14 protein-coding genes and 1 tRNA gene are annotated in these 12,847 nt (G+C 66.2%); 8 read left to right on the plus strand and 7 right to left on the minus strand.

The window, feature by feature from the left end; translation table 11 throughout:
* Positions 1-4: 4 nt before the first annotated feature.
* Together ssuD and AC3A6F_RS22885 are read left to right on the plus strand one after the other, a co-directional pair.
* Complete coding sequence (ssuD, locus tag AC3A6F_RS22880) at positions 5-1,156, plus strand: FMNH2-dependent alkanesulfonate monooxygenase (RefSeq protein ID WP_487685442.1); 1,152 nt, start codon at positions 5-7, stop codon at positions 1,154-1,156.
* Between the two features lie 48 nt (positions 1,157-1,204).
* Entirely contained in the window at positions 1,205-1,900 is a 696-nt protein-coding gene (locus AC3A6F_RS22885; RefSeq protein ID WP_487685445.1) for an alpha/beta fold hydrolase, read from the plus strand.
* Positions 1,901-2,009: 109 nt separating this feature from the next.
* Here the strand turns inward: AC3A6F_RS22885 and uvsE are convergent, their stop codons facing one another.
* Entirely contained in the window at positions 2,010-2,918 is a 909-nt protein-coding gene (gene uvsE / locus AC3A6F_RS22890) for a UV DNA damage repair endonuclease UvsE (protein ID WP_487685448.1), read from the minus strand.
* A gap of 147 nt (positions 2,919-3,065) precedes the next feature.
* Positions 3,066-3,950 carry a CAP domain-containing protein gene (locus AC3A6F_RS22895; protein WP_487685451.1) on the minus strand — a complete coding sequence of 295 codons (885 nt, stop codon included), beginning with the start codon at positions 3,948-3,950 and terminating at the stop codon, positions 3,066-3,068.
* A gap of 19 nt (positions 3,951-3,969) precedes the next feature.
* Here AC3A6F_RS22895 and AC3A6F_RS22900 point away from each other — a divergent pair, with 19 nt between their 5' ends.
* Positions 3,970-4,134, plus strand: coding sequence for a hypothetical protein (locus tag AC3A6F_RS22900; protein WP_487685454.1), 165 nt, complete (start codon positions 3,970-3,972; stop codon positions 4,132-4,134).
* 49 nt (positions 4,135-4,183) lie between these two features.
* Here the strand turns inward: AC3A6F_RS22900 and AC3A6F_RS22905 are convergent, their stop codons facing one another.
* The gene (locus AC3A6F_RS22905; protein ID WP_487685456.1) at positions 4,184-4,768 is read right to left on the minus strand and encodes a lipocalin family protein; all 585 of its coding nucleotides are present in this window, start codon (positions 4,766-4,768) and stop codon (positions 4,184-4,186) included.
* A gap of 122 nt (positions 4,769-4,890) precedes the next feature.
* The gene (locus AC3A6F_RS22910) at positions 4,891-6,768 is read right to left on the minus strand and encodes a tetratricopeptide repeat protein (protein WP_487685459.1); all 1,878 of its coding nucleotides are present in this window, start codon (positions 6,766-6,768) and stop codon (positions 4,891-4,893) included.
* Positions 6,769-6,939: 171 nt separating this feature from the next.
* Between AC3A6F_RS22910 and AC3A6F_RS22915 the strand changes: the two genes are divergently transcribed.
* Positions 6,940-7,815, plus strand: coding sequence for a class I SAM-dependent methyltransferase (locus AC3A6F_RS22915; RefSeq protein WP_487685462.1), 876 nt, complete (start codon positions 6,940-6,942; stop codon positions 7,813-7,815).
* Between the two features lie 27 nt (positions 7,816-7,842).
* Here AC3A6F_RS22915 and AC3A6F_RS22920 read toward each other — a convergent pair whose 3' ends face one another.
* Both AC3A6F_RS22920 and AC3A6F_RS22925 read right to left on the minus strand, forming a co-directional pair.
* Positions 7,843-8,187: a zinc ribbon domain-containing protein YjdM gene (locus AC3A6F_RS22920; RefSeq protein ID WP_487685465.1), complete on the minus strand. Its 345-nt coding sequence runs from the start codon at positions 8,185-8,187 to the stop codon at positions 7,843-7,845.
* A 259-nt stretch (positions 8,188-8,446) separates the two neighbouring features.
* Complete coding sequence (locus tag AC3A6F_RS22925; protein ID WP_487685468.1) at positions 8,447-9,313, minus strand: AraC family transcriptional regulator; 867 nt, start codon at positions 9,311-9,313, stop codon at positions 8,447-8,449.
* 224 nt (positions 9,314-9,537) lie between these two features.
* Between AC3A6F_RS22925 and AC3A6F_RS22930 the strand changes: the two genes are divergently transcribed.
* Positions 9,538-10,086 carry a hypothetical protein gene (locus AC3A6F_RS22930; protein WP_487685471.1) on the plus strand — a complete coding sequence of 183 codons (549 nt, stop codon included), beginning with the start codon at positions 9,538-9,540 and terminating at the stop codon, positions 10,084-10,086.
* Between the two features lie 56 nt (positions 10,087-10,142).
* Here the strand turns inward: AC3A6F_RS22930 and AC3A6F_RS22935 are convergent.
* A tRNA-Phe gene (locus AC3A6F_RS22935) sits at positions 10,143-10,218 on the minus strand.
* A gap of 151 nt (positions 10,219-10,369) precedes the next feature.
* Between AC3A6F_RS22935 and AC3A6F_RS22940 the strand changes: the two genes are divergently transcribed.
* From AC3A6F_RS22940 to AC3A6F_RS22950, 3 genes are read left to right on the plus strand one after another with little or no spacing between them, the layout of a single operon-like run.
* Positions 10,370-11,602, plus strand: coding sequence for an FAD-dependent monooxygenase (locus AC3A6F_RS22940; protein WP_487685474.1), 1,233 nt, complete (start codon positions 10,370-10,372; stop codon positions 11,600-11,602).
* 10 nt (positions 11,603-11,612) lie between these two features.
* Positions 11,613-12,347, plus strand: a complete 735-nt coding sequence (locus tag AC3A6F_RS22945; protein ID WP_487685477.1) for a DsbC family protein — start codon at positions 11,613-11,615, stop codon at positions 12,345-12,347.
* Positions 12,348-12,384: 37 nt separating this feature from the next.
* Complete coding sequence (locus tag AC3A6F_RS22950) at positions 12,385-12,846, plus strand: (2Fe-2S)-binding protein (protein WP_123072164.1); 462 nt, start codon at positions 12,385-12,387, stop codon at positions 12,844-12,846.
* Position 12,847: the final 1 nt, after the last annotated feature.

Consider the following 12,847-nt stretch of genomic DNA (forward strand, 5'->3'; position numbering starts at 1 on the left):
TACCGTGTCGACTCCCAACATTTTCTGGTTCATTCCCACCCACGGCGACAGCCGTTATCTCGGCACCACCAAGGGTGCGCGCCCGGTCAATGCCGATTACCTGAAGCAGGTCGCGGTCGCCGCCGACACCCTCGGCTACGACGGCGTGCTGCTGCCGACCGGGCGCTCCTGCGAGGACGCCTGGATCGTTGCCTCGTCGCTGATCAACGCCACCACCAGGCTGAAATTCCTGGTCGCGATCCGCCCCGGCCTGTCGACGCCGGGGCTGGCGGTGCGCATGGCCTCCACCTTCGACCGCCTGTCGAACGGGCGCCTGCTGATCAACGTCGTCACCGGCGGCGACCAGGGCGAGCTCGAAGCCGACGGCCTGTACGCCGACCACACCAAGCGCTACGAGATCTCGAGCGAATTCTTCAAGGTCTGGCGCGCCAGCATGGCGGGCGAGGGCGGGGCGGCCGGCTATGACTTCGAGGGCAAGCACATTCAGGTCAAGGGCGCCAAGACCTTGTATCCGGCCGTGCAGAAACCGTATCCGCCGCTGTACTTCGGCGGCTCGTCCGAGCCGGCGCACGAGCTGGCGGCCGAGCAGATGGACGTCTACCTGACCTGGGGCGAACCGCCGGCGGCGGTGGCCGAGAAGCTGGCCGACATCCGCGCACGGGCCGCGAAGCACGGCCGCACGCTGAAATTCGGCATCCGCCTGCACGTGATCGTGCGTGAAACCAATGAGGAAGCCTGGCGCGCGGCCGATGAGTTGATCAGCCACCTGGACGACGAGACCATCGCCAAGGCACAGGCTGCGTTCGCGAAGATGGATTCGGTCGGCCAGCGCCGCATGGCGGCCCTGCATGGCGGGCGGCGCGACCAGCTCGAAGTCTCGCCCAATCTGTGGGCCGGCGTGGGCCTGGTGCGCGGCGGGGCGGGGACGGCGCTGGTGGGCGACCCCGAGACGGTGGCGGCGCGCATGCGCGAGTACGCTGATCTCGGCATCGAGACCTTCATCCTTTCGGGCTATCCGCACCTCGAAGAATCGTACCGCTTCGCCGAACTGGTGTTCCCGCTGCTGGGCAAAGGAACCGAGCACGGAGAGCAGTCGATCACCGGGCCGTTCGGCGAGATGATGGCCAGCGATATCCTGCCCAAGAAGGCCGCCTGAAGGTTGGCCTAACCCCACGCCGTCAGCGCGCTTTGCTATGATGGCGCGATGACTATCCTGCTGGTTCCCGGCTATATGGCCGACGAGACGCTGTGGGACGGTATGCGCGACCGGCTGGCCCCTTTCGGCCCGCTGGCGCATGCCGACCTGCGTCACGATTCCACCCTCGAGGACATGGCGCGCCGCGCATTGGCCGAGGCGCCGCCGTCCTTCATCCTGATCGGCTTCTCGATGGGCGGCTACGTCGCGCGCGAGATCGCGCGCCAGGCGCCCGAACGCGTGCGCGCGCTGGTGCTGATCGCCACCTCGACCCGGCCCGATTCCGATGCCGTCCGCCAGGGCAAGCGCACGGTGGCCCGGGCGGCGGCGTCGGTCTCGTTCGCGGGGCTGAGCCGCACCGCGATCGCCAGCTCGCTGCATCCGCGCGAGGTGGAGAACGAGGCGCTGATCGAGCGCGTGCGCATGATGGGCGTGCGGCTGGGCGGGGTGGCTTTTCGCAACCAGTCGCTGGTCGAGCGGCCGGGCGACCTGCACCTGCTGGGCGAGATCCGCTGTCCGACCCTGGTGGTGGCGGCCGGGCACGACGGCCTGCGCAGTCTGGACGAAGCGCGAGAACTGCACGTGGGGATCGCGGGGGCGCAGTTCGCGCTGGTCGAGGATAGTGGGCACATGATTCCGCTCGAGGCGCCGCAGCAGCTGTGTGACGTGATCGTGCCGTGGCTCCAGGAACTGTCAAACCCGTAGGGTTGGCGGCTTGCCGCCGACGCGGTGATGGTTGGCAGCCAAATCATCCCGCGCGGTATCGGAGTGGGTAACGATTAACGCGTCGGCGGCAAAGCCGCCAACCCTACGTCTACGTCGTCGCGAACCTAGAACACCACCCATCCAGGCCGCGGATCGCTTCTTCCTTGAGCTTGGCCTCGATCTCGATAAACGGCGCGGCGAGATAGGAAGAGGGCATCGTCGCGATCAGGTCGGAATGCTGGCGGTCGTTGAAACCTTCGCGGCCGTTCGAGATGTGCACCAGCTGGTGGGCCGGATCGGGCCAGGTGGCGCGCGCCCTGGCCACCATCTCGGCCACGCTCGGATGCTCGTAGCTGTCCAGCTTTTCATGGACGATGTGGTGGTGGGCGTCGAACACCATCGGCACGCCGGCGCGCACGCATACGGCGTGGATCTCGTCGGCGCTGTAGGCGTATTCGTCATTTTCCAGGCCGATGCGGCAGCGGATCGCGTCCGGCAGTTCGGCAATGCGCGCGACCAGCTTGTCTTCGCGGTCGGATTTGCCGCCGTGGATTTCCAGCAGTGCCCAGGGCGAGCGCGGCTGGTCCAGCAAATCCATGATGTCGGCGTGCATCTGCAAGATCTTGACGCTGTTGGCCACCACGTCGTCGGAGTCCGAACTGAGCACCACGAACTGGTCGGGATGCATCACCAGGCGGATGCCGCGCTCGATCGCGCGCCGGCCCGAGCGTCCCAGGGTTTCCTTGAACTGTTGCAGGATGTCCAGCCCGAACGGCGTATCGGAAAACGGGAAGATCGACGAGGGCATGCGGTAGAGGGTGATGCCTTCGCGCTCGCAATAGCGCAGCGCATTGTCCAGGGTCTGGATATTGTCGCGATAAATGTCTTCCAGCACGCGGCGCTGGCCATCTTCCGAAAGTTCGAGCAGGCGCTTGCGCGTGAGCGCGCGGTAGCGCACGTCCTTGGAAACGGTGATGCAGACGAGGCCGAGTCGTGGTTGCGGGGCGGACTGGGTCATGTGTTCTGGGCCGGCGCAGTGGGACGCGGACGGTAGGTTGATGTTGAGGGGAAGTCTATCCGAAGCAGCTTTCAGGAGAGGCATGACTCGGGACGCAATCCGGGTCGAAGGCGGGGCAGGCGTGGCGCCTTCCCTGCGGTCCGTGACTCAGCGCGGCGCGCCGAACACCTGGGTCCAGTAGATGATGCCGGTCTGCTGCGCAGGCGTGACGCCATAGGCGGCGCCCATCTCGGTGAAGCCGCGGTTCATGATGTTGGCGCAATGTCCGGGGCTGTCGAGCCAGCCTTCGACGGCTTCGCGCGGCGAACGCTGACCGAAAGCAATGTTTTCGCCCACCCGGCGCCAGCTGTAGCCGGCGCGCAGGGCGCGGTCGGTAGCCTGGCTGCCATCCTTGGCGCGGTGGCTGAAGTAGCGCCCTGTGGCCATGTCGCGGCTGTGGGCCAGCGCGGCATCTCCCAGCGCGGGGTTCCAGCTCAGGGGCGGCGCCGCCGGGAATGTTTGCTTGCCGCAGGAGCGGGCGCTGGCGCGCGCGGCATTGACTTCAATCAGGATCGCGCGGCCGGCTTCGCGCCAGTCGGGATAGGTGGCCGAGGGCAGCGGCGGCGCCGGATGGGCCAGCACGACCGTCCAGGTCGTACCCTCGCGGTAGCTGCCGACGGCCGAGAAACGATCGCTCAGCAATACCTTGCAGTATTTCTGTGCGAGCACGTTCATGGCGGCCTCGGCATCCTCGGGGCCGGTGACGTAGACCGCCTGAGCCTGCGCGGCGGGGTAGCCGGCTTGTTCCAGTGCGGATTCGATGAAGGTGCCGGCGCCGATGCGCACCTGGGCCAGGGCCGGTTGTTGGTCGAGCGGGGTGGCTGGCGCAGAGGGAAGGCCGTTGCAGGCGCCAGGATTGGCGCGGTAGGCATTGACCAAAGTTGCCAACGAATCGCTCTGAGCGGGCTGGGCATACGCGGAAGGCAGCGCCAGCAGCGTGGCCGCCACCGTCAGCAGCGCCTGGCGCAGCGCAAGGGATTGTGGACCTGGCATCGAACTCTTCAAGGACGACATGACGGCAGGCGATGCCGGCGCGTCATATGGGCTGGGGATGAAAGATTTGGAAAGCAAGAACGCCAATGGCGTCGGCGCGGTTTGCTGTTCTGTTGGTGAAGATGGGGATGGCTGCCGGGATTTCCAGATGCATTGCCGCCGTCAGCAGGTGCGGCGGCATTGACCGTGGCAAGCGACGCGGCATTGTTCGCCGCGTTTTGCCACGTCTGTTCTTACTGTGCGGGTTGTTGCAATTGCGTTTGCGGCGTGCGCACAAGCCTGGAAACATCCAGTCCCTGGGCCGTGAGGCGCGTGAGCAGGGCGTCGTATGCGGCCGGCTCGACCTGGGGCGTGCGCGACAGGATCCACAGGTATTCGCGCTTGGGTTCGCTTACCGCGGACAACTGGTATTTGTCGTCGAGGTCGATAACCCAGTAATCCCCCCACACCATCGGGATGAAGGACAGGATGGCCGGCGCGAAACGCACCTTGAGCTTGGGCGAGGTCGCGCCGCCGAGCTGGCGCGCCACGCCGTCGGCCATGTCGAATTTGCCCTCGGCGGTGCGGCAGCGGTTGACGACCTGCACCCGGCCATCCTCGCCCAGGTTGTAGCTTGCGGTAGTGTCACCGACGCATTTTTTCTGGAAATCGTTGGGGAGTTTTGCGATCTCGTACCAGACGCCCATATAGCGCGGCACCACGAGCGATTCGATCGGCTGCAGTGGCCGCGCGCTGTCTGCTGCCAGCGCCGGAACGGCGCACAGGGCGGACAGGGCCAGGGCAGCGCAAGACGCGAAGAACGAAGGCTTGGCGTTCATCGGAACCTCTTGTAAATATTCGGGTTCCTAGCATAAATGACAATCGGATTGCTGTGTCGCATGATTTGCGAGCGCGCCGCATGACAGTACTTGCCAGGCCGCGCGAGCAACCGCCTCCAGGTCTAGAGTGCGGACAGCGCCGGCCCATCCGGCTTGCCAAGCCAGGTGGTCGCGAACTGCTTTTGCACGGCCGCGAGCGCGGCTTCGTCACCCCGCTTGCGGTACACCTCCATCAGGCCGCGCAATGCCCAGCCATTGCTTGGGGTGCGTGCCAGCGAATCGCGGAAGACTTTTTCGGCAGCGTCTGGCTGTCCGCTGCGCAGGAGCGCCACGCCGAGCGATTGGCGCACCGGGTAATACCAGTAGGGCGGCTCCATATAGGGCAGCGAATCTTGCACCGCGATCGCACTGCGGTAGGCTTTTACCGCACGCGGCAAGTCACCGCGCGCATCGGCAATCCGGGCCTGGGCCACCGCGCGGGCGGTCTGGACGATCTCGCGGCCGGGAATATTCCAGTCATTCACCGGCTTGAAGTCGCCGTTCTTCTCGATCTTGTCGAGCGCGGCGACCTCGCGCGCGGCTGCATCGAAGTCGCCCTTGCGTGCATGGCCGACGGCGCGTGCGTAATGCCACATCGCCTGCACGAGCACGAATTCGGGGCCCGGATCGGGCAGCGCGAGCAGGGTATCCGCATCGCTGAACTGGACATGGGCGAAGTAGGGCGCCGACTTGACCGGCTGCAGCGCGCCGATGGCGGTCAGGAGATCGGGCGTGATTACCTTGTCGAGCTTGCCAGCGGCTTCGAGCGCCGTACGGCCGTCGCCGCCCATCAGGGCCGACACCATCACGAAGTGGATATTGTGGGGGTAATAGGCGCCGCGGTAGACGGGATCGCTGGCCGCGTCGGCGAAGTAGCGTTCGTCGGTGGCGACCGCCAGTACATTCGCGCGCAGCGCGTCATGGTACATGCCCAGCCGGTAATAGATGTGCGAGGGCATGTGCACGATGTGGCCGGCGCCCGGGATCTGGCTTGCCAGCACGCGCGCGGCGGGCAGGGCTTTCTCGGGCCGGCTCGAGGCTTCCATCGCGTGGATGAAGTAGTGGGCGGCCCCGGCATGGGTCGGGTTGCGCGCCAATACTTTTTCGAGTGCGGCGACCAGCTCGGCCGTGCGGTTCTTGGGTTTGGCGCCGCCGGCCGCCCAGTAGTCCCATGGCGACAGGTCCATCAGCGATTCGGCGAACAGCACCTGGATGGTGTCATGGGTGGGGAAGTCGCGCGCGGCCTCGGCCATGGCATCGGCGTAGGCCTTGTCGAGCGCGGCGCGATCGGCGCCGAGATCGGCGCTGTAGCGGCGCGCCACGGCGCGGATCACGGCCTGCTCTTCGGGCCGGGTGCGCGGCGCCAGGCGGCTGGCCTCGGCCGCGGCGGCCACCGCCGGTGCGACGGCCTCGGGGAACATGGGGGCGTTGATGTTCGGGCCGAGCACCAACGCCTCGCCCCAGTAGCACATGGCGCAGTTCGGGTCGGCGTCTTGCGCGGCGCGGAAGGCGCGTGCCGCCTCGGCATGGTTGAAGGAGAAGGTCAGGCGAATGCCCTGGTCGAAATAGGCCTGGGCGCGCTTGCTGGCGGTGGTGATCGGCACGTGCAGCATGCCCAGGTTGTCGTACAGGGGCGGCGGCGCGGCCTTGCCTGGTTTGTCCGCGGGCTTGTCGCCCGGCCTGGCTGGCGCCTGCTGGCCCGGCGCGAAGGGACGGGTTTCGGTCTGGGCCTGGGTCTGTGCTTGCACCAGATGGGCCAGCAGAGGGGGCGCGCCGGCGCGCGCCGGCGCGCAGGTGACGCCGGTGGCGCCGGCGAACAGCGGGTCGAAACCGGTATTGGCCGTGCCGCGCCCGGACCAGAGCGATGGCATGGTGGCGAGCGCCACTGCGCCGATCACGGCGATGGCAAGAATGATGACTGCGGCGGCAATGCCACGCGGAACAAGGCGCGCTTGTTTCATGATGAGGCTCCTCGGAGGCGGCGCCGTGTCTGCGGTGCCTGCCTTGTCTTTGGAGTCGTATCGGCCAGCTTATTTCCCAATTCAGGATTGAGAAGGCACAAGGTGTCGCGTCGAACCATGGGTGGCACGGGCCAGTCATATCGAAAACCTGCCTGCTCAAGGAGACCGATCATGACTCAGCCAGCCCAACCCTCGCCGTCGCCCCAGGCGGGCCCCGGCACTGCCGGCCCCGACCTGGCCGCGATCAAGCAACGCCAGCAGGCCACCTGGGCCAGCGGCGACTTCGCCGTCGTCGGCGTCACCCTGCAGATCGTCGGCGAACTGCTGGCCGAGGCCACCGACGTGCGCGCCGGCGAGCGCGTCCTCGACGTCGCCGCCGGCAACGGCAACGCCACACTGGCCGCGGCGCGCCGCTTTGCCCGCGTCACGTCCACCGACTATGTGCCGGCCCTGCTCGAGAAGGGGCGGGCGCGCGCCGCCGCCGAGGGCCTGGCGGTCGACTTCCGCGAAGCGGACGCCGAGGCGCTGCCGTTCCCGGATGCCAGCTTCGACGTGGCGCTGTCCACCTTCGGCGTGATGTTCGCGCCCGACCAGGCGCGCGCCGCCGCCGAGATCCGGCGCGTGGTGCGGCCCGGTGGACGCATCGGGATGGCGAACTGGACGCCCGAAGGCTTCATCGGCCAGCTGTTCAAGGCGGTCGGCAAGCACATTGCGCCGCCGGCCGGGCTGGCGTCGCCGCTACTGTGGGGGAATGAAGACCATGTGCGCCAGCTGTGCGGCGCCGACGCGCTCCAGGCGCGCATCACGCGCAGGATGTTCAACTTCCGCTACGCGTCGCCCACGCACTGGGTGCATGTGTTCCGCGATTACTACGGGCCGCTCAACCGGGCGTTCGCCGCCCTGGCGCCGTCTGCCGCCGACGCGCTCGAACAAGACTTGCTGGCCCTGATCGACCGCTTCAACACGGCCGGGCCGGATTCGATGGTGGCGCCGGCCGAATACCTCGAGATCGTACTGACCCGCGAGGCGGCGGGCGCGCTGCATTAGGCTCCCGGCGCCGGGGGCCGTGCGTGCTTATACCTTGCGCACGAATTCCGTCTTGAGGCTCATGGCGCCGAAGCCATCGATCTTGCAGTCGATGTCGTGATCGGCGTCGACCAGGCGGATATTCTTGACCTTGGTGCCTTGCTTGATCACGCCGCCCGAACCTTTCGGTTTCAGGTCCTTGATCACGGTGACGGTGTCGCCATCCTGGAGGATATTGCCTGACGCATCTTTGTAGACGCGCACGGTGTCGGCCGCCGCGGAGGCTGCCTGAACCGGCCACTCATGGGCGCATTCCGGGCAGACATATTGGCCGCCGCCATCTTCATAGGTATAGGCGGACTGGCATTGGGGGCATGGAGGGAGGGTGTGCATGTGAACCTTGGAATATCAACGCTGGCCCGGGAGGGCCGCAAACAGGGAGGGTGGTGATCGGACGCCGCGTCGTCGACGCGGATGCGCGCCATCGGACGGAGCCTGCATCGTCAGGGACGACCCGGATCTTTGGGCAGGCGCCGACTACCATCAGTCAGCGCGTATGATACCAGAAGGAAACATGCCGACTGCCAGCCGTGGCGCGCTCCGCCGTCGGCGCCACGGCCCGGCATGCCAGCTTGGCACGATGGTTGCCACCTCAGCCACTGCGCATCTGTCTCAACCACGCCCCAGGCGACAGTCCGACCGCGCCCTTGAAGCGCCGGGTGAAATGGCTCTGGTCCGCAAACCCTGCGCTCACCGCGACCGTCGCCAGCGACATGCCGCTCAATAAGAGCTGACGTGCACTGGCCAGTCGGACCGCGTTCAGGTAGACATGGGGCGGCACGCCGAACTGCCGTTCGAACGCACGGCTCAGGTATACCCGCGACACGCCGGCTTCGCGCGCGAGGTCGGCAATCGAGATATCGTTGCTCGCATGTGCGCGGATATAGTCGCGCACCCGGTTCAGCCGGGCGAGGCCGGCAAGCGCCGGCGCCTGTGCCGCCCCCGGGGCTTCGCCAAAGCGCAGGAGCAGGCCCATGAAGGCCTTGAGCAGCAGCGACTCCGCGCGCAGCGCTTCCTGGGCCTGTCCGGTTGCCTCTATGGCGTCGTGCAATTGTCTTGCTGCTTCTGGCGCGTGCACGACGGCATCGCGAAAATAACTCGCAGGAAGAACGCCTGCGGCCCGCTCGCGCAGCACCGTCATCACGACGGGATCGACGTACAGCATGCTGTAGTCGTAGCTGTCGGTCTTGCCGCGCAAGCCGTCATGGGCCTGGTCCGGGTTCAGGAAGATCACGTTGCCCGGGGCGCTGACCTGCCGGCTGCCCTGGCAGTTGAAGGTCTGGACGCCGCGATAGGTCAGGCCGATCCCGAATTCAGGATGGCTGTGCCGCTCGAACGTGTAGTCGGTGAAATGGGCCCGCATCAGTGTCACGCCCTGCACACCGGTGGGGCGATAGCGCACCCAGTCGGCCTTCGATGCCAGCTCCGGTCCGGATTGGTCGTGGTTTTCTGTGTCCATCGTCTGTCTGCAAGAAATGCCAGGAATAAAACGAAAGGCCGCTCTTGCCCTGGCGTCGCCTCCGGCCACAACGCATGATGGCAGGCTTTTGCGCAGCATGCTTGTACAGCTGTAAACACAGCTGTACAAGCATGCCCACCGGGCGCCGGGCGAGGTTACAGCCATACAAGACCTGCTCGCCCGGCCCTGCGCACACTGGATGCTTTCAACTTTCCGGCAGAACCATGTACATCCATCGCGCACACACTGGGGACATACCGAAAATCAAGGAGTTATATGAGGAAGCGATCGCTTTCCAGCGCAGGCGGGGGCTCCCCTACTGGAATACGCTGGACCTGGCGGTGGTCGAGGCCGACATTGCCGCCGGGTCCCAATATCTGTTGTCGGTCGATATGCACACCGTCGGCATCTTCAGTTTCTGTCCGCCATCGCCCATGGACGAGGATTTGTGGCAGGGCCTGCAGCCGCATGCGGCCCGCTATATCAACCGCATCATTGTCGGGCGTCTATGGAAGGGGAGGTCGTTGTTCGGACTGATGCTGGCCTGGAGCGAACGCGAGACGCTGCGCCTGGGGTTCGACCGGCTGCGCCTGGATACCTGGGCGGATAACCAGGGCCTGAGCGACTATTATTCCCGCTTCGGCTTTGTCCACATGGGCGAGCGCACGGCGTCGAGAGGCCCGGAGCTGTCGCCCCAGTACCGTGGCGTGCGCCTGGCGATCATGGAAAAACTGCTGGTTCCGGCAAGGAACGCCGATCCGCGGCTAATGTGATCGCAGGCACGAAAAAAAACGCCAACCGGTGAGGGTTGGCGTTTTTTCGATATTCTTGGTGGCCCGGGGCGGAATCGAACCACCGACACAAGGATTTTCAATCCTCTGCTCTACCAACTGAGCTACCAGGCCAAGAGAGGCATGATTATAGCCAGCGATTTTCAGTTGCGCAAGTACTCGTGAATGCTTTGTGTGTTCCGGGTGGCATGTAGACCCCGGCTCAGCCGTAAACGCATGCCGACGCCGGCAAGGTGTGGATTGGCATATCGCTATAATGAGCACCATGACCACGCCCACGACCTCCACTACCCGGACCGATGTTTGCATCGTCGGCAATGGCGCCATCGCCAAGACCACCGCCCTCGGCTTTGCCCAGGCCGGGCATAGCGTGACCCTGCTGGCGCCGCCCGCGCGTCCCGCGGCCGAGGCGCCGTCGTCGTCCTCGGCTGCGGAGCGTCCGTGGGACGTGCGTGTCTACGCGCTCAACCATACGGCCCATGACCTGCTGGCCTCGCTCAAGGTCTGGGGCGCCCTCGACCTGGCGCGCGTCGCCGCGGTCGATGCGATGGACGTGCATGGCGACGGCGAGGGTGGCGGCAACCTCGGTTTCGACGCCTTCGGGGCCCGGGTCGGCACCCTGGCCTGGATCGTCGAAGACCATAACCTGAATCAGGCGCTGGATGCCGCGCTCAAGTTCGCCCACAACGTGCAGCGGGTCGAAGGCCGGGCCTGCGAGCTCACCTGCAGCGACGAGGGCGCCGCGCTGCGCCTGGAAGACGGCCGCCGCATCGAGTGCGCGCTGCTGGTCGGGGCCGACGGCCGCGAATCGTGGGTGCGCGGGCAGTGCGACATCGGCGTCGATTACCGCATGTACCACCAGCGCGCCATCGTCACGAACTTCGCCTGCGAGAAGCCGCACCATGGCGTGGCCCATCAGTGGTTCACCTGCGCCGACGGCATCATCGCCTTGCTGCCGTTGCCGGGCAACCGCGTCTCGCTGGTGTGGTCGGCGCCCGAGACCCTGGCCGACACCCTGATGGACGAGTCGCTGGGCGAACTGGCGATCCGGCTCGGCGAGTATGCCGACGACAAGCTGGGCGCCCTGCGTCCCCTGCAACCCGAGGCCGTGGCGGCGGTGCCGCTGGCGCTGGTCAAGCCGCATGCGATCGTGGCGCCGCGCGTGGCGCTGGTGGGCGACGCCGCCCACGCCGTGCATCCGCTGGCCGGGCATGGCATGAACCTGGGCTTCGGCGACGTGGTCGACCTGCTCGCCACCGTGCGCGAGCGCGAGGAGCGGCGCGCCATCGGCGACGAGCGGGTGCTGGCGCGCTATGCCCGCAAGCGCAAGGAAGACGTGGTCATGATGCAGCTGGCTACCGATGGGCTGGAGCGCCTGTTCGGGGCAAATCTGGAGCCTGTACGCGTAATGCGCAATCTTGGACTCAACTTGCTTGATAAAATGCCTGCTTTGAAGCGGCGCCTGATGGCGCATGCGATGGGCAAGTCATCAATCTGAGGAATCAAGCATGATCAAAATGAAGCTCGCCGTCCTGCTGGCGACGGCGCTGCTCGCATCGTGCGTCGATGCGCAGAACACGGTCGAGGCAAACATCAAGAAGGCGCTCGAACCGCACCTGGGCGGCGCCAAGATCGAATCGGTCAAGGAGACCCCGTACGGCGGCCTGTATGAGGTACGGGTCGCTGGCGACATCCTGTACACCGACAAGAAGGGCGAGTTCCTCGTGATCGGCCAGGTGTATGACGTCAAGAGTTCGCGCAACCTGACGCGCGAGCGCATCGACGACATCAACAAGATCAAGTTCAGCGACCTGCCGCTCGAGATGGCGCTCAAGCAGGTCAAGGGCAATGGCAAGCGCACGATCGCGGTGTTCGAGGACCCGAACTGCGGCTACTGCAAGCGCCTGCGCCAGACGACGCTCAACGAGATCGACAACGTCACCATCTATACCTTCATGTACAACATCCTGTCCCAGGATTCGTTCACGAAGTCGAAGAACATCTGGTGCGCGCCGAACCGCAACAAGGCCTGGGATGACTGGATGATCAACGGTAAGGTGCCACCGGCGGCGCCGGCCGCCTGCGAATCGCCGAACGACAAGGTGCTGGCGCTCGGTCAGAAGCTGCGCATCACCGGCACGCCGGCCATCTTCTTCAGCGACGGCACCCGCATCCCGGGCGCGATCGACCTGAAGTCGCTCGAAGCCAAGTTCGATTCGCTGGAAGCGAAGCCGGCGAAATAAGGCTGGCGCCGGTCATGGTTGTCGCCCAGGAGCGTGCATGCTCACATTGAACATCAACGGCAGAGACCTGCAAGTCGACGCCGATCCCGCCACGCCCGTGCTGTGGGCGCTGCGCGACAACCTCAACCTCACCGGCACCAAGTTCGGCTGCGGCGCGGCCCTGTGCGGCGCCTGCACCGTGCACCTGGGCGGCGTCCCGATCCGCGCCTGCGTCACCCCGATCGCCGCGGTCGCGGGCCAGGCGATCACCACCATCGAAGCGATGCAGGACGACCCGGTCGGCAAGGCCGTCCAGGATGCCTGGGTGCGCCACGATGTGCCGCAATGCGGCTACTGCCAGAGCGGCCAGGTGATGAGCGCTGTCGCGCTGCTGCGCACCAACCGGCGCCCGCTGGACGCCGACATCGACAACGCCATGAGCGGCAATCTGTGCCGCTGCGGCACCTATCAGCGGATCCGCGCGGCTATCAAGGATGCCGCCGCGGCATTGGAGGCCTGAA

The sequence above is a fragment of the Massilia sp. Soil_C_3 genome (genome assembly GCF_057657035.1).

Excerpts from the sequence above, each read along its gene's own strand:
- AC3A6F_RS22945 (WP_487685477.1), top strand. The coding sequence starts at position 11,613 with ATGATCAAAATGAAGCTCGCCGTCCTGCTGGCGACGGCGCTGCTCGCA.
- AC3A6F_RS22885 (WP_487685445.1), top strand. The coding sequence starts at position 1,205 with ATGACTATCCTGCTGGTTCCCGGCTATATGGCCGACGAGACGCTGTGG.
- AC3A6F_RS22895 (WP_487685451.1), bottom strand. The coding sequence starts at position 3,950 with ATGCCAGGTCCACAATCCCTTGCGCTGCGCCAGGCGCTGCTGACGGTG.
- AC3A6F_RS22940 (WP_487685474.1), top strand. The coding sequence starts at position 10,370 with ATGACCACGCCCACGACCTCCACTACCCGGACCGATGTTTGCATCGTC.
- AC3A6F_RS22910 (WP_487685459.1), bottom strand. The coding sequence starts at position 6,768 with ATGAAACAAGCGCGCCTTGTTCCGCGTGGCATTGCCGCCGCAGTCATC.
- uvsE (WP_487685448.1), bottom strand. The coding sequence starts at position 2,918 with ATGACCCAGTCCGCCCCGCAACCACGACTCGGCCTCGTCTGCATCACC.
- AC3A6F_RS22930 (WP_487685471.1), top strand. The coding sequence starts at position 9,538 with ATGTACATCCATCGCGCACACACTGGGGACATACCGAAAATCAAGGAG.
- AC3A6F_RS22905 (WP_487685456.1), bottom strand. The coding sequence starts at position 4,768 with ATGAACGCCAAGCCTTCGTTCTTCGCGTCTTGCGCTGCCCTGGCCCTG.
- AC3A6F_RS22900 (WP_487685454.1), top strand. The coding sequence starts at position 3,970 with ATGACGGCAGGCGATGCCGGCGCGTCATATGGGCTGGGGATGAAAGAT.
- AC3A6F_RS22920 (WP_487685465.1), bottom strand. The coding sequence starts at position 8,187 with ATGCACACCCTCCCTCCATGCCCCCAATGCCAGTCCGCCTATACCTAT.
- AC3A6F_RS22950 (WP_123072164.1), top strand. The coding sequence starts at position 12,385 with ATGCTCACATTGAACATCAACGGCAGAGACCTGCAAGTCGACGCCGAT.
- AC3A6F_RS22915 (WP_487685462.1), top strand. The coding sequence starts at position 6,940 with ATGACTCAGCCAGCCCAACCCTCGCCGTCGCCCCAGGCGGGCCCCGGC.
- AC3A6F_RS22925 (WP_487685468.1), bottom strand. The coding sequence starts at position 9,313 with ATGGACACAGAAAACCACGACCAATCCGGACCGGAGCTGGCATCGAAG.